Raw genomic sequence first — 25,544 nt, 5'->3', positions numbered from 1 at the left:
CATTCCATCTTTTTCAACTTGAATTAACAGATTAAAATAGAAAGTACTCTCAATCACAATCTGCACGAATATGGTATTTACCACGTGGTACTCACTCAGAAAATTCGTTTATAACAATTTACATAATGAAGAATACGAAACAAAATTTAGCCGGATCATTAACTATTTTTTAATTTTACTGATCATTAGTAATGCCAGCGCCGTATTATTGGAATCAGTAAATGATATTTATCAATCTTATTCGTTGTTTTTTGATTTATTTGAATATTTTTCTATTCTAGTTTTTTCCATTGAATATCTCTTGCGTTTTTGGTCTATCGCCGAAGAGAGTCCCTTTGAAAGTGCATGGAAGAATCGCCTGAATTGGGTAAAAAGCGGTGGAGCAATGATTGATTTATTAGCCATTCTACCGGCTTATATCAATTTTTGGGTGCCGATCGACTTACGTTTTCTCAGAATTTTACGGCTGTTACGACTGTTAAAGTTGACACGGTATTTTGTGTCCTTGCAAATTCTCTTGCGCGTGATTGAACGTGAAAAAGGTTCTTTTCAGGCAGTCGTATTTATTTTGAGCATCATGATTGTCATGGCAGCCGCCTGTATATATGTGGTTGAGAGCAAGGCGCAACCAGAGGTATTTACTTCAATTCCGGCTTCTATGTGGTGGGCGGTGGTCACACTCACCACTGTGGGGTATGGAGATGTGACCCCTATTACGCCTGTAGGGCGTTTTTTAGGTGCACTTATTACCATTTTAGGGGTAGGGTTAGCCGCGTTGCCGGCGGGTATTTTAGCCACGGGTTTAACGCATGAGCTAGAACAACGTAAACAAAATCTGGAATTAAAGTTTAGAGAATTATTACAAAATGCTGAAATCGATTTATTGATTGATCAAGAGAAAATTGAAAATATTCGCAAAGAGGTCGGGCTGAGTATGGAGCAGACGCAGGATATTATTTTTCAATTGATGCGTGAGCAACGCGAAGAAGCATTACAGCAAGAGCGGGAACACTATGCTTATTGTCCACATTGTGGGAAAAAACTACCGGATTGAAATGCTTATCCAAAGGGCTTAAAACTATTCTAATAGGTGACTGCTTAAGCTTTGGAACGGAAATTATTGAGTACATGGCTGCGATAAATGGATATGCCAGGAAGCTACAACAGGGATGTTTCAAAACATCTTCTTTTTCCTAGATTACGCTTTGTTACACTTGATGCGAATTCACTCCCATTATCTGGTTCCAATCAATAACGATAAAATTCCGGCTGCAATCAATGGTCCCACCGGTACGCCACGCAGGACAGCTACACCTGCGACTGTACCAATCAACAGGCCGGCCACTACATCTGGCTGATTTGCCATCAGTTTGACCCCACGTCCACCGAGCCAGGCCACAAAAAGACCAATACTAATCGCCAGTAAAGATTTCCAGCTAAGAAAAGATTTCAGAATGCTTTCCCCAGGAATTTTTCCACTCGCAATCGGGGCCAATACGCCAATCGTTAAAATAATAATCCCGATATTTAGCCCGTGCTGCTGAACATAAGGAAGTAGGTCATGCAGTGGCGTAATTTTAAGTACAATCAGCACCGCTGCAGCAATGGTCACTGCACTATTATGGCTAAATATACCGCAAGCCAGTAAAACCAAAAGAACAATCAGGTTTAAATCAAGTTGGGACATAGGAGATAGAAAAATGAAACTTCACAGGATTATAGGCTTTTTAACCTGAGAGGGGGAGAAAAACCGGACAGCGCAGAATCTTGATGGAATTTCAGTATAGAATGCGCCTATCTCCCGTTTAAGCAGGTTCAAACAGATGCTATTAGAGAAAATGTTGCAATCACAAGGTTTCGGTTCACGTAAGCATTGCCAGCAACTAATTAAGAATGGTGCTGTTTCAATTCAGGGAGAAATCATCGATGAACCCAAATATAAGCTCAATCTGCAAGACCTTATATTTAGTGTCTATGGTCATGAACATCGCTACCGGGAAAAAGTCTATATCGCTTTAAATAAGCCTCAAGGCTATGAATGTTCCCATCAGGCCACACATCACTTCAGTGTTTTTGACCTGTTTGACGACATTCTGTTGAATCGCGGCCTGCAATGTGTGGGTCGTCTGGATCAGGATACCACCGGGCTGTTACTGCTGACAGATGATGGTCAGTTTCTGCAAGCCCTGACGCACCCGAAAAAGCATGTGGCAAAGGTTTATCAGATGACCACAGCCGATCCGATTACAACGGAGCAGATTCAGCAGCTGGAACAGGGAGTTGAGCTAAGAAATGAAAAAGGTATCTTTGCAGCGACCCATATCAGTCGTCTGGATGAAAAACGTTTACAAATGACCATTCATCAAGGGGTGTATCATCAGGTTAAGCGTATGCTGGCTGCAGTGGGAAATAAAGTTGAGCAGCTACATCGTGCCCAGATTGGGGCATTGGCATGTAATGACTTGGGGGATGGGGAATGGATTTATTTGACCGAAGAACAGGTGGCTCAGGCAAAATTCCGTTCAGAATAACAAGCTCAAGTTAAAAGGTTTATTTTAAAAAGCAGTGGTAAGTCTGAAACTCATCATCTTTAACAAATCCCATGGATTCATACAAGTGGTGGGACTGGTAATTGTTCTTTTGGGTTTCCAGACTGATTCTTAAGGCCTGTTGATGTTTGGCAAATAAAACTGCTGTATCAATCAACTGTTTGGCTGCGCCCTGACGGCGATAAGCCGGGCTGATATAAACATCATCCAAAATATAATAAGTGGAACAGGCAACTGAGGAAAAACCTAAATACAGCACAATAAAGCCAATTAAGGCCTCATCTTTAGTATTAATGAAAATAACGGTTTGACCATCTTCAAAACGCTGTTTCAGGAATTGATGGGAAAGATCGAAATTGGAAGAAGCACCATAAAACTGGCGATACTCATCAAATAAAACAGCCAGATTATGCAGATCTTCCGACTGGGCACGTCGTACAATCATTGGCTTACTCCATGCTAATTTTGCTTGATCATTAGCATAAAGCATAGCGAAATTAGCCAGAGGAGGGACTTAAGAATTGTTCCTAAGTGCAACAATGTTAAATTTTGTCGCTTTCACCCAAAATTGCATTAAGTTCTTCAAATAAATCAAGATGATCATCATCTGCAACCAGTTCTTGATGATCTGCTGCCTGAGCAGTAGTAACCGGATGAAGGGCTTGCTCTGCTCTCAGTTCATTTTGCTTCAGTTTGCGCAATTTAATCAGCTGCTCCAGATCGATATTCTGGTTCTCGATGGAGAAAGGAATTGACTTGGTAATAACAACCTGTTTAAAAAACAGCCGCACTGCCTGAGCGGGTGTAATCCCTAATTGCTTAAATACTGCAAAAGCCTGTTTCTTTTCTTGGGAATCCAGGCGAATTTGATAGACTTCAGTTTTTCTCATAATATTTTCAAAGCTTTAAATTACTTAACTTTTCGCATTTATTCTAATCATTTAATGTTGAATTTCAATCTTAAAGCGACCGATTTTAGAAAATAATCTGTAATGACAAGCGATTTACAGTGTCAATTCAAATTTTGAACTAAAACTCATCTGTTGTTCTGTGAGCGGATCCTTAAACTGGAGCTGTTTGGCAAGCAGTTTTAAAGGCTGGGAAAAGTCATATTCAGCTTTATGCACCACTTCGGGATAAAAAGGATCATGTTGAATCGGGATATTTAAATGATTCAAATGGACGCGCAGCTGATGCTGTTTTCCGGTATGGGGGTGCAGTTCATATTTCGCCCATTGCCCTTTGTGTTCTAGCAGTTGAATAAGCGTTTCACTATTTGGCTCACCTTCAACGATCTGCATGGTATAAAAAGGCTGCCCTTTTTCCATTTTCAGGCTTAAAGTCATCGGGAAGTTTAAATCAGGACGATAAGCGGCAATCGCATGATAGGTTTTTTGTACTTGCCGGGTCGCAAACATCTGCTGATAGGCACCACGCGATTCTACACATTTGGAAATCAGCACAACTCCGGCAGTTTCACGGTCCAGTCGGTGAATCGGGCTAAGATGCTCATTTCCGGTCTGCTGTTTTAGCCGGACGAGTAACGTTTCCTGTACATACTGTCCGGTGGGACTCATGGTCAAAAAGTGTGGCTTGTCGACCACCAGCAGATGTTCGTTTTCAAACAGAATCTGATGCTGAAAGGGAACATGGGCTTCATAAGCCAAAAAGCGATAGTAAAAACAGTGCGTGTTGGGCTGAAAGGGACTCTCTACCGTTAAGACTTGGCCCTGAGCGTCATACACCAGACCGAGCTCAAAGCGGGACTGCCATTCGCGGGGTTCGATGTGCCGGAACTGCTGACATAAATAAGCATAAATGGTCGCAGGACGGGGGGAAACAGCTTGCAAAAAAACTTTACTCGCACTTACGCCATTCAGCATAGGTGGCTTAAAATCAACAGGCGAATGCATGATTAGGTCGCAAGCTCTCTTATTAAAACAGATGCTGTGAAAAAACACAGTTTCTCACAGAGGTGAATAGGCTTTTAAAGTGCTGCGATGCTATCATAATTATTCTTTTATCGCATGTCGTGAGTAATATGCCTTATTCCTTGAATGTCACTTTAAATCATGAAGAAGATACCCGAAAATTGGCCAAAGTTCTGGCAGAAACCTTTCCTGCTGGTGTTGTCTATTTGATTGGTGACTTGGGGGCAGGGAAAACTACATTAACGCGCTATTACTTGCAGCAGCTTGGCCACAAAGGCTCGGTAAAAAGCCCCACCTATACTTTGGTCGAGCCGTATCAAATTAATGAGCAGGATATTTTTCATTTTGACCTGTATCGTCTAAATGACCCTTATGAGCTTGAATTGATGGGCATTCGAGATTATCTGGAAACGCCGAATGCGTTATTTTTATTTGAATGGCCATCTAAAGGTGGGGATGAAATTCCACAGGCAGATTTAATTATTGAAATTTTAAAATCCGAAGATGAACTTACACGTACTGTGAGTTTGATTTCATCTAATCTGGCATTAAAACAGGCTTTGGAGCGCGAATTTTCACATGGTTCATGATCTCAGTATACGCCGTATCCGTGCACTTGATCCGGCACTTGCCAACCAGATTGCAGCGGGAGAGGTGATTGAACGTCCCGCATCTGTGGTGAAGGAATTACTGGAAAACTCAATTGATGCAGGAGCAACCGAGCTGCTGATCCGGGTGGAACAGGGCGGCAGTACACTGATTGAAATCACTGATAATGGACGTGGTATCCATCATGAAGATTTGCCATTGGCTGTGCTGCGTCATGCGACCAGTAAAATTCAGACTGCGGAAGAGCTGCATGCCATTAACAGTCTCGGATTTCGTGGGGAGGCTTTGGCATCGATTGCTGCTGTATCGCGTTTAAGTCTGACCAGTAGCCAGAATGAAGACGGCATTGGCTATCAGGTCGAAGTCAATGGGACCGCGTTTGAACATCAGGAAATTCAGCCGGTCGCGGCGCCTAAAGGCACCCAGATCCGGGTGCAGGATTTATTCTTTAATGTACCGGCACGACGTAAATTTCTGAAAAAGCCTGGAACCGAATTTGGGCATATTGAAGAAATTGTCCGCCGTATGGCGTTGACCCATTTTAATATCCGTTTTGTTCTGGAACACAATGACAGCATCAAACTGAATCTGCCAGTGGCAGACAGTGGCGCATTACGCTTTCAGCGGGTGCAGCAGTTACTTGGCCGCCAGTTTACTGAAAATGCTTACTGGATGGATGCGGATAGTATTAACATGCGTTTATCGGGTTGGCTCGGTCATCCCTCTGATGCACGTGCACAGGCTGATCTGCAATATGTCTATGTGAATGGGCGGATTGTCAAGGATAAGACCATTTCCCATGCCTTGCGTATGGCGTATGACGGTATTCTGCATGGTCATCAGCATGCGGCCTATTTACTGTTTCTGGAAATTGACCCGGAAAGTATTGATGTCAATGTGCATCCGACCAAGCATGAAATACGTTTTCTGAACCAGCGTGAAGTGCATGAGTTTGTACGGCATTATGCCAAGGAAACCTTGGCACAGTTCCAGACGGCGAGTGCTGATCTGTCAGAGGCAATGAAGACTGAAGGTGAAGCTGTGGCGAGTGCATCTCAACCACGCTATCAGGAGCAATTCAGCCTGCACCAGTCAGTGACAGCCCAAATGCCAGCTCACTCGTCCACTGTTCCTGTTCAGGACGAAAATGCACCTTTGGATATACTGACAGATTTTGAATCCTCACGGCCGCAAACTGTGCATTATGCGCCAGATTACAGTAAATCTTATACTGGTTCACAGCAACTCAATAATGCCTTAAAAAGCTATCTGGCACCCTTGCGAGAGCTTGATACTGTTACCGATGCGTCTGTTGGCGATAGCTTTCAGACTCATCTGCAAAGCAAAGTCGATGAACACCCTTTAGGCATTGCCATTGCCCAGCTGCACGGCATTTATATTCTGGCACAGAATATCGAAGGCCTGATTATTGTGGATATGCATGCGGCACATGAACGTATTTTGCTGCAACAGATGAAAATGGCCTGGGACAAGCCGGAATTCTGGATGTCACAACAATTGCTGATACCTAAAGTCGTGAATATCAGCCGGATGCAGGCCATGCGGATTGATGAGCTGAGAGATCAGCTGGCACGTCTGGGGCTGGAAATTGATCAGTATGGTGATGAGCAGGTGATTGTACGTGGTGTACCGGCCATTTTGCACAAAGCCGATTTTGATGCCTTGATTCCTGAACTTCTTAATGACCTTGATCCCAATGATCAGGCGCAGGGCTTATTGCAGAAACGTGACCAGATTCTGGCAGGCATGGCTTGTCACGGTGCAGTACGTGCCCATCGTATTTTAAGTCTATCTGAAATGAATGCTTTATTGCGTCAGATGGAACACACTGAATTTGCGAGTCAATGTAATCATGGTCGTCCAACCTGGCGAGCTTTTCCATTGGCTCAACTTGATAAACTTTTTGCTCGGGGAGAGTAGTCTTACATGTCCAATCAACTGCCGGTCATCAATTTAATGGGACCAACTGCAAGCGGTAAAACTGCTTTGGCATGTGAACTTTATGAGCAAGGAAATTTTGAACTGATTTCAGTTGATTCAGCCTTGGTTTACCGGGAGATGGATATTGGTACAGCCAAGCCCTCAAAAGAGGAACTGGCGCGTTATCCGCATCATCTGATCGATATTATTAGTCCGCTGGAAGTCTATTCTGCGGCAAACTTTGTCGAAGATGCCTGCAAACTGATTGATGAGATTCATGCCCGTGGCAAGACTCCGATTTTAGTGGGTGGCACTATGCTGTATTTTAAGGCGCTATTAGAGGGGTTGTCGGATAATTTGCCAAGTGCAGACTATACGGTTCGTGCTGAGATTGAAGATCAGGCTATACGTGAAGGCTGGGAGGCCGTCTATGCAGAATTGTGTCGGGTTGACCCGGTCGCTGGACAAAAGTTCAAGCCAAGTGATAAACAGCGCATCATCCGTGCCTTGGAAGTCTTTAGGCTGACAGGTGAGCCGATTACAAAACTACAAGCAGAACAACCAAAAAATCAACCATATCGTTACAGTTTCCATAATTATGCCCTGATGCCAGATCGGGTAGAATTGCACAAACGTATTGAGATACGGCTTGAATTAATGTGGAAAAACGGATTTTTGAATGAAGTTAAGGAGTTAATGGGAAAATACGATTTTGATGATAATTTACCGTCAATGCGTTCAGTCGGTTATCGTCAGGCCATAGAATTCTTAAAAAATGGCAATATAAGTAGCGAAAAACAACGAGAAATGGAAGATAAGGCTTTGTTCGCAACACGACAACTTGCAAAACGTCAATATACCTGGTTGAGATCTTTGCAAGAAAAGCATAAATTTACTACATATTTTACGCTCGAGCAGGCCCAAGAAGACTTGCGAAACTGTCACGGATAAAGCAAAATTTAGAGACTATCTTTTTTATAATTTTTAATTGAAAAATAGAGATAGTTTTTTGCGCTGATTTTTAATTTTTTTTGGAGTTATAACATGTCTAAAGGTCAAACTTTACAAGATCCGTTTCTGAATTCTCTTCGTAAGGAACGTATTCCTGTTTCTATCTTCCTGGTAAACGGTATCAAATTACAAGGTCATATTGAATCTTTTGACCAATATGTTGTTTTATTAAAAAATACAGTAAGCCAAATGGTTTACAAACATGCAATTTCAACTGTAGTTCCTGCACGTAATCCACGTCCTGCTGGTGCACCTGCTGGTCCTCAAGGTGCGGGCTTTGGTGGTCAAGGCGCGGGTGGCTTTGGTGGTCAAGGTGGCTTTGGTGGTCAAGGCGCAGGCGGCTTTGGTGGTCAAGGCGGCTTCGGTCAAGGTGCTGGCGGTTTCGGTGGCCAAGGTGGTTTCGGTGGCCAAGGTGGCTTCGGTCAGGGTGCTGGCGGTTTTGGTGGTCAAGGCGCGGGCTTTGGTGGTCAAGGCGCAGGCTTTGGTGCTCAAGGCACAGGCTTTGAGAATGACTCGAAATTTGAAGATTCTTCAGACGACGAAAACAATCGTTAATCGAATCTGAAATAAAAAAACCTCTCTATTGAGAGGTTTTTTTATAAGTATTAATTTTAAACCTATAAAAAAATTTGATGTTGTAGTGTCGGATCTATAGATATTCTTTTCCCAAAAAATAGCGAGATAGTACAATCAATCGCTAACCCGATTTTACACTCATTACACCTCATACCATGCTGACATCAACGCGGTCTAAGTTAAGAACTATTTTTCTTAATTTTTGTCTTTATACCGAATGAAATTTTATTGAAACTATTTTTTATCCGATTTGACTAGGTTAGTCTTGGTGAGATTTACTTACCGCCTTTAGGAAATCCAATATAATATTCAAGCAGTTTTCTCGATGGTCAAAAATAAACTATTCAAACTATTTAATTTCCTCTGACGTTGCTTCAGAGTGGATATTTATTGGTGCAAGCTAGGCGCACACATCAGTCTGCTACGGGCATTCAAAATCAAGGTATTTCAAAAGTATCGGTGGAGACAGTGCTCAAATTCATTTAGGAGTCGATTTAAATGGTAATCCTAGAATTATCATTGGGGATGAGACAAGCTATAAGGTCCAAGTTTCTCCTGTTTTGGTTGTTTGTTGGGGAGTGGCAGAAACTGATATTATTGCTGATAAAAGTTATGATGGAAACTCACTAAGAGAAAAAATCAATATATTCAAATTTAAATGAATGTTTCGGGAAGAATTCACTCGAAGTAGTCTGGCGGTAAAAATATAGATCGGTATGTATATGAAATGAGGCCTTTAGTTGACAATAGCTTTGCAAGCTTAAAACAGCTTAGAGGTATGGCTACTCGGTATGATCAGCTAAAGCGAAATTATTAAAGTGCGGTTTTTTTTAGCTTGTATTTATATTTGGCTGCCTTTATGAAAGGTTAACAAACCCTAACTTGAGAACCACTTACATATAGCAATGCTGCTGTTTGAGAAAAAAGCATCAACACAGAGTAATTGACTACTATCGCACCCAAGGACTAGAGCAGTGCATTTGGTGTGGTAGCCCAAGCGGTGCCTCTCGTCCTTTTATTTTTTAAGCCAATTTTTATGTATGATGGATAGAGAAGCTCAAGTTTGGTTCAAGTAATTAGTCGATACCTTGACATAATTCTGTGCGGAATAGGATAAAAAAGCCAATTCTTTTTCAGTTAGTGGACGGGCTTTTTTGGCAGGGCTGCCCACATATAACCAGCCGCTTTCCAGTACCTTGCCGGGCGGTACCAGCGTTCCTGCACCAATCATGACATCATTAGGAATTAACACATCATCCAGAATAATACTGTTAATGCCAATGAGGACGCGGTTGCCAATGGTGCAGCCATGTAGAGTCACATGATGGCCAATCGTGACATCTTCTCCAATAATTAAAGGTGAACCATTTGGTTTGTCAGCTTTTTTATGGCTGACATGCAGCATGGCATGATCCTGAACGTTGGAGTTTTTACCGATTCGAATCGAGTTCACATCACCACGAATCACCGCAAAAGGCCATACTGAGACATTTTCAGCCAATACCACATCACCGACCACAATGCTCATGGGATCGATATAGCAGGAAGTATCGATCTGTGGGCGAGTGTTTAAATAAGGGCGAATATTTGGGTGCATATTGCGGGGTCCGAGGCTTATTAAAAAACATGAAGAGTATAGAACAAAAAAGCATCCATCTGAATGAATGCTTTGGCTTTCGTCTAAGACGGAATGTTTGACTTAGAACAGGTTGCTGAAGAACTGTTTGATATGGTCGAGCATACGTGCAAAGAAGCCTGCTTCTTCAACCGCATTTAAAGCAACTAGCGGTTTTTCTGAAATGACTTTACCATCCAGAGTCGCTACATATTTCCCCACGACCTGACCTGGCTGTAAAGGTGCGGTCAGTTTAGGCTGAACGACCAACTGGGTTTTAATGGCATTAGCCTGACCTTTAGGCATAGTCACATTAAAGTTTTCTGCAAGACCGATCTGAACTTCATCTTCCTTTGCAAACCAGACTTTGGCCTTAGCCAACACCTGCTTGGCGGGTTGAACATTTTTGGTTTCAAAGTTGGCATAACCCCAAGCCAGCAAGTCACGTGTCTGTGAGGCACGTTCTTGCATTGATGGCGCACCAAAAATCACCGAGATCAGGCGAGTTGGTCCGCGTTTGGCAGAGGTGGTTAAACAGAAACCCGCTTCATCGGTATGGCCGGTTTTTAAGCCATCCACACTTGGATCTGTATAGAGCAGGGCATTACGGTTACCCTGTTTGATGCCATTAAAGGTAAATTCTTTTTCTGAATAAATTGGATAGTATTTTGAGCTGTCTTTAATAATGTGCTGTGCCAAAATCGCCATATCTTTTGCAGTTGAATAATGACCTTCTGCTGGCATACCGGTTGAGTTCACAAAGCTGGTATTGACCATGCCGATACGTTTCGCTTCCTGATTCATCATATGTGCAAAGGTACCTTCGTTCCCTGCAATATGTTCAGCCATCGCCTTAGAAGCATCATTACCGGACTGGATAATAATCCCGCGTAACATTTCCAGTGTAGTCGCGGTACCATTTAAGGGCACATACATACATGACTCGGTGCTACTCCCACGGCACCAGGCAGATTCGTTCATACGAACCTGTTCATTTTCAGTCAGCTCACCGCTTAATAACTTCTGTTCGATGAGATAACTGGTCATCATCTTGGTCATTGAAGCCGGGGCAAGTTTTTCATTTTCATTTTTTGCAGCGAGAATTTGCCCTGTCTCGAAGTCCATTAGCACATAAGATTTATTATTCAATTCTGGTGGTGCAGATAAGACAGTTGCTGCAAAGCTGAAACTAGGAATTAATAATAATGCAGCAAGAGCGGTTTTTTGGGTCATTTCTAGTGGGTTCCAATATCTTGATGTAGGCACAAAAGAGCCTAGCATTTTAGGACAAAGCTAGGCTGACTTCTATGGGAAACCCGGGGTTATTTTAAAAGTATTGTAAGTAGCTGCAAGAAAAATGATTTAATTGCTGTAGGCAGTTAATTCATCACAAATCACTTGATTTTTTTTCTTACCGGCCTTTTTGGCATCGGTCTTGGCTTCGGCCAGAATATGGCGAAAATCTGCCTGTTTGCTCAATTGATTTAAGCTCTCTACCGGATTTTTCTGACCTGGTAAATATTCAGCCACCAGCTTGTTATAGCCCTGGTTGAATTTGGCTTTGTCCTTGACCATGCCTGGACAGATTTCAGATAAGACATAAATCGCAGCAAGTTCATGCGGAGTCACAGATTGAACGGGTGTAACTTCAATATTTTCATCAGCAGCATTTGCGGAAGTGCCCAGAAAAGTTGCCACAGAAATGGCGCACAAAGAGAAGGTTTTAAATAAGGTCTTTTTCATTGAAAACTCAAAAATCAGCTTTAGAACAATAATTTGCCTAGCTTAAACCTATTTTTTGAATTGAAAAGTATGAAAATGTAGTGAAGCTGTAGAATTGTGAAGATATCTGTAAGAAAAATAAGACGATGTAAGCACCGTCTTATTTAGGATCCTAAAACTGGGCTCAACCTTGATGGTCAAGAATTTCCTGACAAACTGTTTGTTGTTCTTCCTGAGAAGACTGTTTTGCACCGTCACGTGCTTCTTTCAGTAAAGATTTATATTCTGAATCGGCCTGAAGCGCTGAATAGGTCATGCCTTTAACCGAGTATTCCCCAAGATAGGTTTGGATCAATTGCTGAATTACGCTGTCAAATGTTGCATTTTTACCAATAATGGCAGGGCATACCTCAGCCATGACTTGTGCTGCGGCAATATCTTCTTTAATGATTGTATTGCTTTCTTCGGTGGTCAGATCAGTCGTTGCAAGTACTGAGTGAGAAAAAAGTGCGCTAAAGCACAATGCTACCCCTGATAAAGATTTTTTTTTCATCATGATGAACCAGATTTATTAAAGGTGGATGTAAGGCCACAAATATATATAATTCCTGAACGAATACAATGAAATGTCCTAACGAGTCATTTTCTGGCATAACGAGATTTTTTGTGAATATATTGATTTCAAATGATGATGGTGTGTTTGCCCCTGGTCTTCAGGCTTTGGCACGGGCTTTGAGTGCTTTAGGGCGTGTGGTGGTGGTGGCACCTGAAAGTGAACGTAGCGGCTATTCCAGTGCGCTGACCTTGGACCGTCCCCTCCGGCCGATCCAGATTTCTCCTGATGTCTGGGCGGTCAACGGTACGCCTGCAGATTGTGTCTATCTGGCCATGAACGGTTTATTCGATCTTGAATTTGATCTGGTCGTCAGCGGCATTAACAGCGGGGCAAATCTGGGAGATGATGTGCTTTATTCAGGTACTGTAGGGGCGGCCCTGGAAGGGCGACTGAGCAAGCATCCTGCACTGGCGGTTTCGCTATGTGGTGCCAATGTCCGTGGCTATGAATCTTCTGAAGATTACCGGGTTGCGGCAACCTGGGTACGTGATTTTATTGCACAGGGTCTGCCCGTCTTACCGGAGCGACATATCTTTAATATTAATATTCCGGATATAGCCCTTTTAAAAGGTGCCAAGGTGACCTATCAGGGCCGTCGTTCACAATCCAAGCCCATTAGCAGTCATGTGGATCCGCGTGGGCGTCAGGTCTACTGGATTGGGCTGGCAGGTGAGGCAGTTGCAGAGCCAAAAAAAGGCCTGACCGAGATCGAATCTGACTTTTTCGCAGTCGCAAACGGCTACGTTAGTATCACGCCTATCCAGATAGATGCCACAAACTACGCAGTCTTGCACGACTTACAGGCCCAGCTGCCTGAAAACCCTCTATAAGTGTTATAACTTTGTGAAAAAATAACTATTGCAAGTATATTGCAGTAAAACTTTGCTACTCTTAACGCAATTTTGCAACCGTATAAATGTTTAGAGAGGAAGATAATGTCCTTGGTGTCAACGAAAAGCTTCGCGATAGCCTCAACATCCACCTTGATGAAAACCCTGGTTTTATCGATCGCAGCGGCATCCGCAATCATTATGACAGGTTGTGCAACCAAGCCTCAGGTGAATAATCCGGCTCGCTATGCTACAGCTCCTGACTTTTATACGGTTCGTTCTGGGGATACCTTGAGCGGTATTGCGACACGTTATGGCCTGAACTATATCAGTATTGCAGAAATGAATGATATTGCTCCGCCATACCGCATCTATGTAGGACAGTCGATCCGCCTGAAAAAGAATGCCGCACGTCGTACAACGGCTCAGCCTGTTACCCAAGCTGCACCTATCCAGCGTCAAACTATTGCAGTACCTACACCGACACCGGCGCCTTCAGTCAGCACCACTGTACAGACCACTCCACGCATAAGTCCTACACCGGTAACTCCGGTATCTACCGCGGCTGGATTGCGTTGGGTAAAACCGTCAAATGGTCCAATTTTGCAGGCCTATGATCTGGATGCAAATATCAAAGGCACCCGTTATGGTGGCCAAATGGGTGATCCGGTGATGGCAGCAGCTGATGGTCAGGTCGTCTATGCAGCCGATGGCTTAAAAGAATATGGCAATCTGATACTGATCAAGCATATTAATGGCTATATCACCGCTTATGCACATAACAGTAAATTAAACGTGAAAAGTGGTCAAAATGTAACAGCTGGTCAGAAAATTGCAGAAATGGGATCAACAGGTACCAACCGTACCATGCTTGAGTTCCAGGTACGTTTAGATGGTAAGCCGATTAATCCGACAGCAGTTTTACCAAATAATTAAATAAATAATGCAAAGCGCAAATTTCACCGTATAATACAATGAGTTGCTTTTATCAAAAGATGAGGCATCTCATAAGTTTAGAGGGAAATTTATGTTAGATCAACTTCGGGCAATGGGCGTCTTTGCTTGCGTTGTGGAAAAGAACTCGTTTAGCGGGGCTGCTCGTGAGTTAGGGATCACGACCAGTGCTGTGAGTCAACAAATTCGCTCATTAGAACAAGATATGGAAGTTATACTTTTAAATCGTTCGACAAGAAAATTAAGTTTGACTGAGGTGGGGCAAGCATTTTTCCACAGTTGCCAAGAAATGCTATCGGCTGCAGAGCGTGGCAAAGTTCGCATAGATGAGTTACGTGATGATCTGGTAGGTGAGCTTCGCATTGCCTCCTTGCCAGAATTATGCGCTAATCATGTGATTCCTGCACTTTCTCACTGGATGTCTGCTCATCGCGGTCTGAGGGTCCATCTGGATACAAGCAGTCATGAGGTTGATTTGTTGGAGGGGCGTATCGATATTGCCCTGAAATTTGACCAGAATCAGGACGACCCGAATCTGCAGGTTGTACCATTGATCCAGATTGAACAGATTCTGGTTGCTGCACCAAGTTATATTAATCAAAAGTCAGTCATTTCACGTCCTGAAGATCTGAAAACTCATGATATGTTGCCACTGACTCATTTCAAGCAGTATCAGCGCTTCTATTTTAAGCATATTCATAGCGCAGAACAGGTAGAGTTTGAGCTAAATTCACGATTTAGCACCAACAATGGTCAGGTTGCCAAAGCCATGTGTTTACAGGGAAATGGCATTGCCAAGATTTTATATCTGGATGGAAAAAAAGACTTAATGAATGGTTCTCTGGTTGAAGTGTTGCCTGAATGGAAGCTTCCACCACTGACACTTTATGCTGTCATGCCGAAACGAGAACAACAGCCGACCAAAACGCTTCGTTGCATTGATACACTGAAACAATATTTTAGCCAGATTGCTGGGGGACGCGTGTTACAAGTGGCCTCATAAATATCCAGACTATAAAAAAAGCCGCTAGAAAGCGGCTTTTTTGGTTTAAAGCTTTGTCCCGTCCTGAAATAAGTTTACACCTTAAGAGACTTATTTTATGGAACATAAACGAGAACAACGAGTTAAACGTACACAACGTGACTATAGCTTTGCCTTTAAAATGATGGTGGTACATGAAGTAGAAAAAGGGCAAATTACTTATAAGCAAGCTCAGGCAAAATATGGTATTCAAGGAAGATCAACTGTGCTGGTATGGTTACGCAAGCACGGACAACAGGACTGGACTTCGAATATGCCGACTTCTTCTAAACGCCAATTGACACCCCAACAACGAATCCGCCAATTAGAAAAACAGTTAGCCGCAGAAAAGCTCAAAACTGAATTTATACAGGATGTGATTTATCACATTGATAAAGAGTGTGGGACTGATCTTGGAAAAAAGTATACCGAGCACGTTTCAAAGATTGGCAAAGCCAAAGAAGACTAAGCGTTTCACGTTATTGTCAGTGGTTAGGAATCACTCGACAAGCTTATTATCAAGCAGAAAAACGTGCTCAAATGACTGCACAAGCAACTGAACAAATACTTGAGTTGGTTATGGAATATCGCTGTCTCATGCCAAGTATCGGAACACGTAAGCTGTATTGGCTTATTAAAGGCAAATTGTTGCAACGTGGTTTAAAGTGTGGACGGGATCAGTTATTTAAAATATTGAAAGAAAATAACTTATTGATTCGCCCTAAGCGTCGCTATACAAAAACTACGGATAGCAAGCATTGGATGAAGAAGCATCCAAATTTATTAAAGGATTATTCAGCAGTGCAAGCCAATGAAGTCTTTGTTAGTGATATTACCTATGTTGAGAGTGCTGAAGGTGTGCATTATTTATCCTTGGTGACAGATGCTTATACCCGCCAGATTAAAGGTTATAAGTTATCGAATGATATGCGTGCAGAGAATGTTGTGCAGGCACTACATATGGCGATGCAGCATGTGACAGATCGGGCAGCCAGGATGATTCACCATTCAGACAGAGGCTCTCAGTATTGCTCTGAACTATATCAATCGGCATTACGCCATTATGGGGTATGTCCTTCTATGACAGATGGAGGAGACTGTTACCAGAACGCATTAGCAGAGCGGATTAATGGAATATTAAAGCAGGAGTTTTTAACTACACGATGTCAAACCATGAAGGAGTTAGATCACTTAATTGCGGAATCTATCATGATTTATAATTGCTATAGACCACATTTAAGTTTAAATATGAACACCCCGAATCAGACGTATGAGCAAACTAAAACCGAGCTAATTGCATAACTCGGTTTGAAGTGGAATACTGTCAATCTATTTCAGGACAAGACACTTATCTGTCTTAAGCTAGATAAGCTTTAATCATTTTAACCAGACGCTCCACCAGCTGGTCTGCCTGTTCTTGAGTGATATTCAGGGTAGGCAACAGACGCACGACATTTCCTGCGGTTACATTGATGATCATCTTGTATTCATCACGTGCAATATCCACCAGCTCGGCACACGCTTTCGGTAATTCAATTCCAATCATAAGGCCAAAACCGCGTACGGTCACGTTATGGGCTGCAAGTTGGGTGCGTAGCTGTTCAACAATATAAGCACCTTTTTCCGCTGCATTTTCCACGATATTTTCTTTTTGCATAATATCGATAATGGTATAAACCACACGTGAGCCTAAGGCGGTCCCACTATAAGTCGAGCCATGATTACCCGCAGTTAAAACGCCTACACCACGGCCTTGGGTCATGACAGCACCGATCGGGAAGCCATTGCCCAGACCTTTGGCTGTGGTCAGTACATCTGGAATAATATTGGTATGCTGATAGGCAAAATATTTTCCTGTACGGCCATTTCCGGTCTGAACTTCATCGAGCATCATCAACCAGTGGTGCTGGTTACAGAGCTGACGGATTTCTTCCAGATAGCTAAAGCCCTGCGGAGCTGTATTAACTCCACCTTCGCCTTGAATTGGCTCGACCAGAATCGCGACAATATCAGGATGGTTGATCGCTGCTTCTTCAATGGCTTCAATATCGCCAAAAGGAACACGGATAAAACCTTCAACCAGAGGGCCAAAACCTTCTTGAACCTTTTTGTTGCCTGTTGCAGACAGGGTAGCCATGGTACGGCCATGGAAAGAGTGCTCGGCTACAATAATTTTAGGGCTGGCAATGCCTTGCATATGACCGAATTTACGCGCAATTTTGATGGCGCCCTCATTAGACTCTGCACCACTGTTAGAGAAGAAAACCTCTTCCATGCCTGCTACTTCGGCAAGTTTTTGGGCTGCGGCAGTCTGCCAAGGTACTTCAAACAGGTTGCTGGTATGGATCAGGGTGGCTGCCTGTTCGGCAATCGCTTCAGCAATGACCGGGTGTGCATGGCCCAAGCCACATACGGCAATACCGGTTAAGGCATCCAGATATTCCGTACCATCCTCGGTATACAGATATGCACCTCGCCCTCGGATAAAGCTGATCGGTTGACGGCCAAAGACTGGCATCAAATGAGAAGGTTGATCAGTTTGCACCGGAGCGAGACTAATATTGTTCATGACTGACTCTTTAGTGGAGGTGGAAATAAAAACTTATATAAGCAAAAACCTGAGCAGATTTAAAGGGTAAATGTAAATAAAAATGGATTTATTGCATTAGCCATACTGTTTTTCTCGGATTTCGGTATAATGCCAGACAGATTAGTTGAGGATTTATCAATGACTGAACAAGTACGCGATACCGAAGCGTTAATTCGTGACCAAATTGCTAAACATGCAGTACTTCTTTATATGAAAGGTACACCACAATTTCCACAGTGTGGTTTCTCTGCGCGTGCGGTAGAAGCACTCAGTCAAATTGGTCGTCCATTTGCTTATGTGAATATCCTTGAAAACCCGGATATCCGTGCAACTTTGCCACAAATCGCAAACTGGCCGACATTCCCACAGCTTTGGATCAATGGCGAGTTGATTGGTGGTAGTGACATCATGCTCGATATGTTCCAGAAAGGTGAATTGAAGTCTTTAGTTGAACAGTACAGCCCAGCACCTGAAGCTTAATTGATTTAATAAAACTCACAGCTGTAAAAAAGCGCTTCTTTTTAGAAGCGCTTTTTTATGTGGGTAAAAGGAAAATAGGGGGCAGAATTATTCTTCTGCCTTGTGCCCGGAATTTTCCAGATCTTGTGATTCAGCCGCTAGCGCTTCTGCAAGAGCGTCTTGCTTTGCCTGAATATCTTTTACTGCGGCTTTTTCTTTTTTCTTTTTCTTCTTCTTTTTTTTCTTTTTCTTTGGCTCTTCCTCAAATTCGGCACCATCTTCAATAGCTTGCCAATAATCTAGCTGTTCCATGACTGCTGCATAAATCGAGTCTTTACTATAACGGCCTTTTTTATCCATTTTGCCGACTGGACGTGCCATCAGAATCTCAAGCGCCTGATCAATGGTATCAATGGCATGGATATGAAACTGACCTTGTTCGACCGCTGTAATCACATCTTTGCGTAACATCAGGTGCTGCATGTTTTGACGTGGAATAATCACGCCTTGCTTGCCAGTCAGACCTTGCAGTTTACAGGCGTCGAAAAAGCCTTCGATTTTGGCATTCACTCCACCAATCGGCTGCACTTGGCCCAGCTGGTTCATGGAGCCGGTAATGGCCCAAGACTGGTCAATCGGTAATTGACTAATCGCAGAGATGAGGGCAGAGAGTTCAGCAACGGTTGCACTATCTCCATCGACCTGTCCATAGCTTTGTTCAAAGGCCAGAGCAGCTGAAAAATGCAAGGTTTGTTCACGGCCGAAATGTGCTTTCAGAAATGAAGCCATCAATAACACGCCTTTGGCATGTAAAGAGCCGCCCAGTTCAACACTGCGTTCAATATCCAGAATATCCCCACCGCCTTGATAGACCGAAGCGGTCAGACGCGAAGGAAGGCCAAATTCGACATCTGCATAATGGATCACTGATAGGGCATTGATCTGACCGAGACGGTGACCGCGGGTTTCAATCAGTTGAGTACCGCGAGTCAGATCCTGCCAGTACAGTTCACGTAAATAGCCTAAGCGATATTTGCGGTGATCCAGAGCCATGTTGATATGCTTTTCAGAGACCATCTTGTCAGCGGCCTGAAAGGCATGATGGTGAGCCTCGCGAATCAGGTCGCCCAACGTCAAGGCATGCAGGGATAAAGAACTCTGGTCTTCGGCCTGACGGCTAGAGTCAGTGAGCAGGGCGGAAAGGGCGGAACGGTCAAAAGGCAATAATTTATCAGACTGCACATAATCGGCAATCAGCTGCATATAGGCCTGTTCGTTTTCTTCATTGCGCTGCAGGGTATCGGTAAAGTCGGCACGGATTTTAAAAATACTGCCTAGCTCTGGTTCAAGCTCCAGAATTTCATAGTAAATTTCCGGTTCAGCCAGCAGTACCACTTTAATATTTAAAGGAATAGCAGCAGGCTCAATCGAAATGCTGCCGGTTAGGGTCAGCATGTGTTCCAGAGAAGAAAGCTTCAGATGACCTGATTTAAGTGCACGTTTAAGACCCTGCCAGGCATAAGGCTGTTCCAGTAATTGCTCGGCTTCAAGCATCAGGAAGCCACCGTTGGCTTTATGGAGTGACCCGGGACGGATTAAGGTGAAATCTGTGGTAATCGTGCCATTTTGGGTCAGCTGTTCTACATGACCCAAGAGGTTGTAATGGGTTGGAAAGTCTTCAAAAATCACTGGTGCGCCAGCATTGGGTTTATGGGAAACAATGACATTGGCCTGATAGCGGGCGGGTACACGACTGAAAAGCGCAGGTGTGAAGTCATCTTCTTCCTGTTCCAGTACAATTTCAACATTATTAATAATATCTTCGGCATATTGTTTCAGATACTGTTCGAGTCCTTCCACATGTTTGAACTTGGACAGGATATGTTCAACCCGTGGTAAAACGACCTGTTTGGCAATATCACGGTTCAGCACTTGCACGCGATCACGTGCATCATCTTCCAGATCACCCAGATGCAGGCCGAGACGCTCCAGCTTCTTGTCCATATAGCGCATATTGGCCGCAATTTCTGCGCGATCCTTGTTGCTGAGGGCGTTCAGGTCATCCTGTGACATCTCCTGAACCTTGTCATCTTTCAGATAGACAGGCACGAAGCAATGTTCATCGTTGCGGGTAATCAGTTTTAAATCCAGATCTTCGCCTTCACGGGTCAGTTCGATGAGCGCCTGTTGCTGCTCGTCTCCCGTTTCCTGGCGAATCATTTCAATCCGGTTGTGATAGCTTTCCGCAGTAAATCGACGTTCCAGTTGCTTTAAAATAGTCTGCCAGCTCTGATGTAAAATTGTCTGGAATTTTGGCCCCTGACCGGCAGGAAGTTGCAGGGCAATAGGTTGGCGTTGGTTCTGGAAGTTATTGACATAGACCCAGTCATTTGGTGTCTCCATGGTTTTTGCATGTTGCTGTAGCAGCCGCTTTACCATGGTACGTTTGCCCAGACCTGCAGTGCCGACAGCAAAAATGTTATAGCCTGAATAAGGAAGCGCAATACCAGCTTCTACCGAGGCACGGGCACGGTCCTGTCCCAAAAAATTATTTAAGGGTTTGATTCTTTTTGTAGAAGCCGGAATTTTTTCGAGCTGGGGGATGTGGGTGAGTTGTTCTGCGCTGAGGCGGGTATGCGCAAGAGTAGGGTGTATTTCGCTTTTTTCAAATACTGAGACTGCTAGTTCAGAATGCTTAGAGAGTTGGGCGGTTGTTGTGTTAGTGGCAATAGAAGAATTAATTTGATCGAGTCTCTGGGTCACTGTTGAAAATCCAAAACGAAATATTACGTTGATAGGGTTTAAGGTATACAGATTTACTTGGAAATTTCAAGCTGCGGCATCGTTTTTGGCAAAAATAAAAAAATCCAGAATGTGATAATTATATAAATCTTATTGAAAGATGGCGTATTACAGGATTGAATAGCAGCAATTGATTTTCACGGAAAATAACAAGCTAATGACCACACAAACGACGGATTGGAAATCCGCATTTACAGCATTTTTGGATCGACGTGCCTTGATCATGCTGTTTTTGGGATTTTCAGCCGGTGTCCCGATTCTTCTCATTTTTTCCAGCTTGTCTTTATGGCTTGGTGAAGCCGGAATCAGCAAAAGTGCCGTGACTTTTTTTAGCTGGGCTGCATTGGGATATTCTTTTAAGTTTGTCTGGGCACCGCTGATTGATGAATTACCGCTACCCTTTCTAACCAAAGCCTTGGGTCGCCGTCGGGCCTGGCTTCTGGTTGCCCAGATTCTCATTGTCTGTGCAATTGCAATTATGGCATTTTCTGATCCGGCATTGGGTCAGGCACATTTACAGCAAATGGCACTAGGGGCAGTATTGCTCGGCTTTTCAGCGGCAACCCAGGATATTGTCATTGATGCCTATCGTATTGAACTGGCTGAAGCTCAGATGCAAACGGTGCTGGCCTCGACCTATAATGCCGGTTATCGCATCGGGATGATTGTGGCAGGAGCAGGGGCTTTGTTTCTGGCTGCCTATCTGGGCACAGCCAAAGGCAATTATATCTATGATGCCTGGAAGTGGACCTATCTGGCGATGGCAGCCGTGATGCTGGTGGGTATTCTGACCACACTATTGATTCGTGAGCCACAGGTAGAGCGTATTCATAAAGACTATCAGCGTAGCGACTATTTTCGTCTGGTTGGTGTGTTTTTTATTGCCGTTATCAGCTTTGTTTCAAGCTATGTGTATTCGGGAAACCTGGTCACCATTATGATAGAGCGCTGGGCTATTCAGGATAGCTTGGCTTTGTTCTGTTTTGAAGCTTTACGTTTTATTGGCTCCGCTGCAGTTGCATTTGGGGTGGGTGCCGTGCTGGTCAAAATGGGCGCTGTGAACAGGCAGATGGCTTATGAAACCTGGGTGAATCCGGTGGCCGATTTCTTTGAGCGCTATGGCTTAAAACTGGCGCTGGTGCTGTTGCTCCTGATTGGCTTTTATCGGGTCTCCGATATTATTGCCGGGGTAATTTCCAATGTGTTCTATCAGGATTTAAATTTTAGCAAGGAGCAGATTGCTGAAGCCGTTAAGGTATATGGGGTGATTTTCTCCCTGCTCGGAGGTTTTCTTGGCGGATTGTTGGCCCAGAAGATGAACATCATGAAGCTGATGTTTGTGGGTGCTATTCTTGCCTGTTCAACGAATCTGATTTTTATAGGCCTGGTTAAATCCGGAGAAAAACTCGCTCAGGTCGAAGTGCAGGTCGGACCGCATTATTATCAGGTTGACACCGACGAAGTCGGTTACTGGAATATTCCGGTTCCCAAAGCAGCGCTTGAACAGAGCGATATCGTGATGGTCAAGGCTCAGTATCAAGATCAGGGTATACCCGCAGTGACACTGCATATGCCTTATCTTAAAAGCCAAGCTCAGCAGGCACAATTACTGCTGTTGCCTATTACGACTGATAATATTATTACAGCCAATGAGCAGGACAATAGCATTGTAGTACGTGGACAATATACGGGCGCAGCGCTGCAAGATCAGCAAAAAATTGTAATGACGCTAGATGGCCAGAATTTTGATGCCAAACTGGATGAGGCAGGTACGTTTAGTGCTGCAATTCCAGCCGAAAAATTGGTAGCTTCAGCGACCAGGCAGATTAGTGTCAATCTGATGCAGCAAGATCAGGTGGTTTTGACCCAGCAGCACAGCTATATGGTGGATTTGACTCAAACTTTGACGAATGCTCTGGATGTCGAGATTCAGCCGCTCAAGATGGGTGATGCAGATATGGTTGAGGTACAGGGGAAAGTGATTAAGCCTTACAGCTCTGCCTGGCTGTATTTTGCCATAATCGTGGATAATTTGGCTGCTGGATTGGCGGGTGCGGCTTTTATTGCTTTCTTGTCGAGCCTGACCAGTGTGTCCTTTACTGCGGTGCAATATGCCATTTTCAGTTCCCTGATGACCCTAACTCCTAAGATTTTGGGAGGATATTCAGGTACTATAGTCACCAATATTGGTTATCCGAATTTCTTCCTGATGACTACCTTGATGGGTATTCCAATCCTGATTCTCGTGGTCTGGGTCGCAAAACTGCTCGGTGAACACCAACAACACTCTGTAAATAAGGAGGATTAATATGCGCATGCTACATACCATGTTACGTGTAGGCAACTTGGAACAGTCTTTGAAGTTCTATACTGAGGTACTTGGTATGACTTTGCTTCGTAAGCGTGATTACGAAGAGGGTCGTTTTACCTTGGCTTTTGTGGGCTATGGCGATGAAGAAAACCATACCGTACTTGAATTGACCCATAACTGGGACACGGCAAGTTATGAGCTGGGCAATGCTTATGGCCATATTGCCATTGCTGTGGATGATGCCTATAAGGCCTGTGAGGAAATCAAGGCACGTGGCGGTAATGTGGTTCGTGAAGCAGGTCCAATGAAAGGCGGTGTAACCGTGATTGCCTTTGTGGAAGATCCAGACGGCTATAAGATCGAACTTATCCAGCAGGATAGTAATGCACGCAATAACTGATCCATACTGCAAGTAAGATGAAAAATCATCTTTTATTGGACTTGCAAAACGATCTAACTATGTCCAGAATTCGCTAGATATCTGGGCATTTTTTATCAAAGAATAAAACTTAAAGGGAAGTAAGTCAGATGCTTAAGCTCTTAGCATTAGATCGTTTTACAATATTGTTATTTGTAATGGTATTGCTGGCCAGCTTGCTGCCGGTCTCCGGACAGGCAGCCCAGGTGTTTGGTTGGGTCACAACAGCAGCAATTGCAATCCTGTTTTTTCTGCATGGGGCTAAACTTTCCCGTGAAGCGGTCGTGGAGGGGATTATGCACTGGAGGCTGCATACTCTGGTCTTTGCTTTGACTTTTGCCTTGTTTCCTCTTTTAGGATTATTGGCCAAGCCGATTTTACAGCCAATGCTGGGACAAGAATTATATTGGGGCTTTCTGTTTATGTGTTTCTTGCCATCGACAGTCCAGTCGTCGATTGCTTTTACTTCAGTGGCCAATGGTAATGTGGCGGGTGCCGTCTGTAGTGCTTCCTTTTCCAATCTGATCGGTATGTTTATTACTCCTGCACTGGTGGCATTTTTCATTTTGGGCCAATCTGAACATGATTTTGATCCGACTGCTTCCATTATTCAGATTACCTTGTTGCTATTGGTTCCTTTTATCTTGGGGCAGGTGTTGCGTCCCTGGGTTTATCCTCAGATGATGAAAATGCCAAAGCTCGTCAAGGTTTTTGACCAGGGTTCAATTTTGCTGGTCGTATATGGTGCTTTTAGTAGTGCAGTGGTTGCTGGACTATGGAACGAAGTCAGCATCAGTACCTTGTTGTTATTGCTCTTGGCATGTTCGGTTTTGTTGACGATTGTTATGCTGTTATCGCTGTATATTCCACGCTGGATGGGCTTTAACCGCGCCGACCAGAAAACGGCATTTTTCTGTGGTTCCAAAAAAACTCTGGCCAGTGGGGTACCGATGGCACAGATTCTATTTATTGGACAGCCATTGGGTATGATCGTATTACCAATTATGATTTTCCATCAAATTCAGCTGATGGTCTGCGGAGTTGTGGCTAATCTCTGGGCCAAAGAACCCGAGGAACCGGCTCAAGAATAATTCGCTTATTGAATCAGTTTGCCGTATAATATTGTCCAACTTGTTGTGCTTAGCTCTGACGGTATCTGTCTCGGTGGGCCAAAAGAATGGTCTGTTATGGTGTTGATCTGCCAGAATTTCGGTTTCGGCTTTCCTCAGGTTTGAGAGTGATCAATTGCGATGACAGCAAAACCTTCTTTAATCTTTATGGAGTAATCGACGATGCGCGCCGATATTCACCCAAAATACGAAAAACTAGTTGCTACTTGCTCTTGCGGTAACGTAATCGAAACTCGTTCAGCTGTTGGTAAAGAAACTCTTTATCTAGACGTATGTTCAGCTTGCCACCCATTCTACACTGGTAAGCAAAAGAACGTTGACACTGGCGGTCGTATCGACAAGTTCAAACAACGTTTTGCTGGTATGTCACGTTCTATCAAACGTTAATACCCAAAATAAAAAAACGGGCAATATGCCCGTTTTTTTGTGCCTGTGATTCAGGAAATTTCTCCAGCTTCA

General features: G+C 43.7%; 25 protein-coding genes. 15 read left to right on the top strand and 10 right to left on the bottom strand.

From position 1 onward, the window contains the following. Window positions 1-70 precede the first annotated feature (70 nt). Window positions 71-1,054, top strand: a complete 984-nt coding sequence (locus E5Y90_RS08525) for an ion transporter (protein ID WP_174659976.1) — start codon at window positions 71-73, stop codon at window positions 1,052-1,054. Window positions 1,055-1,234: 180 nt separating this feature from the next. Here E5Y90_RS08525 and E5Y90_RS08520 read toward each other — a convergent pair whose 3' ends face one another. Then, window positions 1,235-1,687 carry a DUF441 domain-containing protein gene (locus E5Y90_RS08520; protein WP_151203885.1) on the bottom strand — a complete coding sequence of 151 codons (453 nt, stop codon included), beginning with the start codon at window positions 1,685-1,687 and terminating at the stop codon, window positions 1,235-1,237. 136 nt (window positions 1,688-1,823) lie between these two features. On the opposite strand from E5Y90_RS08520, the gene E5Y90_RS08515 reads away from it, so the two are divergent. After that, the gene (locus E5Y90_RS08515) at window positions 1,824-2,531 is read left to right on the top strand and encodes a pseudouridine synthase (protein WP_151203884.1); all 708 of its coding nucleotides are present in this window, start codon (window positions 1,824-1,826) and stop codon (window positions 2,529-2,531) included. Window positions 2,532-2,550: 19 nt separating this feature from the next. Here the strand turns inward: E5Y90_RS08515 and E5Y90_RS08510 are convergent, their stop codons facing one another. The 3 genes from E5Y90_RS08510 to E5Y90_RS08500 all read right to left on the bottom strand — a co-directional run bounded on the left by E5Y90_RS08510 (window position 2,551) and on the right by E5Y90_RS08500 (window position 4,462). After that, on the bottom strand, window positions 2,551-2,994 hold the full coding sequence (locus E5Y90_RS08510; protein ID WP_151203883.1) for a GNAT family N-acetyltransferase: 444 nt from the start codon (window positions 2,992-2,994) through the stop codon (window positions 2,551-2,553). Between the two features lie 97 nt (window positions 2,995-3,091). Then, window positions 3,092-3,439: a type II toxin-antitoxin system RelB/DinJ family antitoxin gene (locus tag E5Y90_RS08505; RefSeq protein WP_151203882.1), complete on the bottom strand. Its 348-nt coding sequence runs from the start codon at window positions 3,437-3,439 to the stop codon at window positions 3,092-3,094. Window positions 3,440-3,553: 114 nt separating this feature from the next. Continuing rightward, on the bottom strand, window positions 3,554-4,462 hold the full coding sequence (locus E5Y90_RS08500) for a pseudouridine synthase (protein ID WP_151203881.1): 909 nt from the start codon (window positions 4,460-4,462) through the stop codon (window positions 3,554-3,556). Between the two features lie 128 nt (window positions 4,463-4,590). Here E5Y90_RS08500 and tsaE point away from each other — a divergent pair, with 128 nt between their 5' ends. The 4 genes from tsaE to hfq all read left to right on the top strand — a co-directional run bounded on the left by tsaE (window position 4,591) and on the right by hfq (window position 8,596). Then, window positions 4,591-5,070 (top strand): tRNA (adenosine(37)-N6)-threonylcarbamoyltransferase complex ATPase subunit type 1 TsaE, encoded by a 480-nt coding sequence (tsaE, locus tag E5Y90_RS08495; RefSeq protein ID WP_151203880.1) that lies wholly within the window; start codon window positions 4,591-4,593, stop codon window positions 5,068-5,070. Continuing rightward, window positions 5,060-7,030: a DNA mismatch repair endonuclease MutL gene (gene mutL / locus E5Y90_RS08490; protein WP_174659975.1), complete on the top strand. Its 1,971-nt coding sequence runs from the start codon at window positions 5,060-5,062 to the stop codon at window positions 7,028-7,030. The genes tsaE and mutL overlap by 11 nt, the downstream gene beginning before the upstream one ends. Window positions 7,031-7,036: 6 nt before the next feature. Next, on the top strand, window positions 7,037-7,981 hold the full coding sequence (gene miaA, locus E5Y90_RS08485; RefSeq protein ID WP_174659974.1) for a tRNA (adenosine(37)-N6)-dimethylallyltransferase MiaA: 945 nt from the start codon (window positions 7,037-7,039) through the stop codon (window positions 7,979-7,981). Between the two features lie 93 nt (window positions 7,982-8,074). Then, a complete protein-coding gene (gene hfq, locus E5Y90_RS08480; RefSeq protein WP_174659973.1) occupies window positions 8,075-8,596 on the top strand; it encodes an RNA chaperone Hfq in 522 nt (173 codons plus the stop codon). Between the two features lie 1,078 nt (window positions 8,597-9,674). Here hfq and E5Y90_RS08470 read toward each other — a convergent pair. From E5Y90_RS08470 to E5Y90_RS08455, 4 genes are all read right to left on the bottom strand, one after another. Continuing rightward, a complete protein-coding gene (locus E5Y90_RS08470; protein ID WP_174659972.1) occupies window positions 9,675-10,214 on the bottom strand; it encodes a gamma carbonic anhydrase family protein in 540 nt (179 codons plus the stop codon). 102 nt (window positions 10,215-10,316) lie between these two features. Further along, window positions 10,317-11,465, bottom strand: a complete 1,149-nt coding sequence (gene dacC, locus E5Y90_RS08465) for a D-alanyl-D-alanine carboxypeptidase PBP5/6 (protein ID WP_151203875.1) — start codon at window positions 11,463-11,465, stop codon at window positions 10,317-10,319. A 129-nt stretch (window positions 11,466-11,594) separates the two neighbouring features. After that, window positions 11,595-11,975 (bottom strand): MCR_0457 family protein, encoded by a 381-nt coding sequence (locus tag E5Y90_RS08460; RefSeq protein ID WP_174659971.1) that lies wholly within the window; start codon window positions 11,973-11,975, stop codon window positions 11,595-11,597. Window positions 11,976-12,138: 163 nt separating this feature from the next. Continuing rightward, window positions 12,139-12,510, bottom strand: a complete 372-nt coding sequence (locus E5Y90_RS08455) for an MCR_0457 family protein (RefSeq protein WP_174659970.1) — start codon at window positions 12,508-12,510, stop codon at window positions 12,139-12,141. 110 nt (window positions 12,511-12,620) lie between these two features. On the opposite strand from E5Y90_RS08455, the gene surE reads away from it, so the two are divergent. The 4 genes from surE to E5Y90_RS08435 all read left to right on the top strand — a co-directional run bounded on the left by surE (window position 12,621) and on the right by E5Y90_RS08435 (window position 16,677). Continuing rightward, window positions 12,621-13,400 (top strand): 5'/3'-nucleotidase SurE, encoded by a 780-nt coding sequence (surE, locus tag E5Y90_RS08450; protein WP_174659969.1) that lies wholly within the window; start codon window positions 12,621-12,623, stop codon window positions 13,398-13,400. 105 nt (window positions 13,401-13,505) lie between these two features. After that, complete coding sequence (locus tag E5Y90_RS08445) at window positions 13,506-14,336, top strand: peptidoglycan DD-metalloendopeptidase family protein (protein ID WP_174659968.1); 831 nt, start codon at window positions 13,506-13,508, stop codon at window positions 14,334-14,336. Window positions 14,337-14,427: 91 nt separating this feature from the next. Then, on the top strand, window positions 14,428-15,357 hold the full coding sequence (locus E5Y90_RS08440) for a LysR family transcriptional regulator (protein ID WP_151204855.1): 930 nt from the start codon (window positions 14,428-14,430) through the stop codon (window positions 15,355-15,357). Window positions 15,358-15,454: 97 nt separating this feature from the next. Further along, window positions 15,455-16,677, top strand: a protein-coding gene (locus E5Y90_RS08435; RefSeq protein ID WP_174659967.1) for an IS3 family transposase whose coding sequence is annotated in 2 segments (ribosomal slippage) — window positions 15,455-15,791 and window positions 15,791-16,677 — 1,224 coding nt in all. Because the reading frame shifts where the segments join, the coding sequence is not laid out codon by codon here. A gap of 55 nt (window positions 16,678-16,732) precedes the next feature. Here the strand turns inward: E5Y90_RS08435 and E5Y90_RS08430 are convergent. Then, entirely contained in the window at window positions 16,733-17,944 is a 1,212-nt protein-coding gene (locus E5Y90_RS08430) for an aspartate aminotransferase family protein (protein WP_174659966.1), read from the bottom strand. Between the two features lie 159 nt (window positions 17,945-18,103). Here E5Y90_RS08430 and grxD point away from each other — a divergent pair, with 159 nt between their 5' ends. Beyond that, on the top strand, window positions 18,104-18,445 hold the full coding sequence (gene grxD / locus E5Y90_RS08425; RefSeq protein ID WP_151204857.1) for a Grx4 family monothiol glutaredoxin: 342 nt from the start codon (window positions 18,104-18,106) through the stop codon (window positions 18,443-18,445). Window positions 18,446-18,532: 87 nt separating this feature from the next. Here the strand turns inward: grxD and E5Y90_RS08420 are convergent, their stop codons facing one another. Beyond that, the gene (locus E5Y90_RS08420; RefSeq protein WP_151204858.1) at window positions 18,533-21,187 is read right to left on the bottom strand and encodes a Lon protease family protein; all 2,655 of its coding nucleotides are present in this window, start codon (window positions 21,185-21,187) and stop codon (window positions 18,533-18,535) included. Window positions 21,188-21,383: 196 nt separating this feature from the next. On the opposite strand from E5Y90_RS08420, the gene E5Y90_RS08415 reads away from it, so the two are divergent. The 4 genes from E5Y90_RS08415 (at window position 21,384) to rpmE (ending at window position 25,472) form a co-directional block, all read left to right on the top strand. Next, the gene (locus E5Y90_RS08415; protein ID WP_174659965.1) at window positions 21,384-23,534 is read left to right on the top strand and encodes an AmpG family muropeptide MFS transporter; all 2,151 of its coding nucleotides are present in this window, start codon (window positions 21,384-21,386) and stop codon (window positions 23,532-23,534) included. Window position 23,535: 1 nt separating this feature from the next. Then, the gene (gene gloA / locus E5Y90_RS08410; RefSeq protein ID WP_151204860.1) at window positions 23,536-23,937 is read left to right on the top strand and encodes a lactoylglutathione lyase; all 402 of its coding nucleotides are present in this window, start codon (window positions 23,536-23,538) and stop codon (window positions 23,935-23,937) included. Window positions 23,938-24,065: 128 nt separating this feature from the next. After that, complete coding sequence (locus E5Y90_RS08405; protein WP_174659964.1) at window positions 24,066-25,046, top strand: bile acid:sodium symporter family protein; 981 nt, start codon at window positions 24,066-24,068, stop codon at window positions 25,044-25,046. Between the two features lie 201 nt (window positions 25,047-25,247). Further along, window positions 25,248-25,472: a 50S ribosomal protein L31 gene (rpmE, locus tag E5Y90_RS08400; protein WP_004971624.1), complete on the top strand. Its 225-nt coding sequence runs from the start codon at window positions 25,248-25,250 to the stop codon at window positions 25,470-25,472. Window positions 25,473-25,544 lie beyond the last annotated feature (72 nt).

This window comes from Acinetobacter sp. 10FS3-1 (assembly GCF_013343215.1).
Classification (GTDB): Bacteria; Pseudomonadota; Gammaproteobacteria; order Pseudomonadales; family Moraxellaceae; genus Acinetobacter; species Acinetobacter lwoffii_C.
This window is presented reverse-complemented; position numbering and strand designations above follow the sequence as displayed.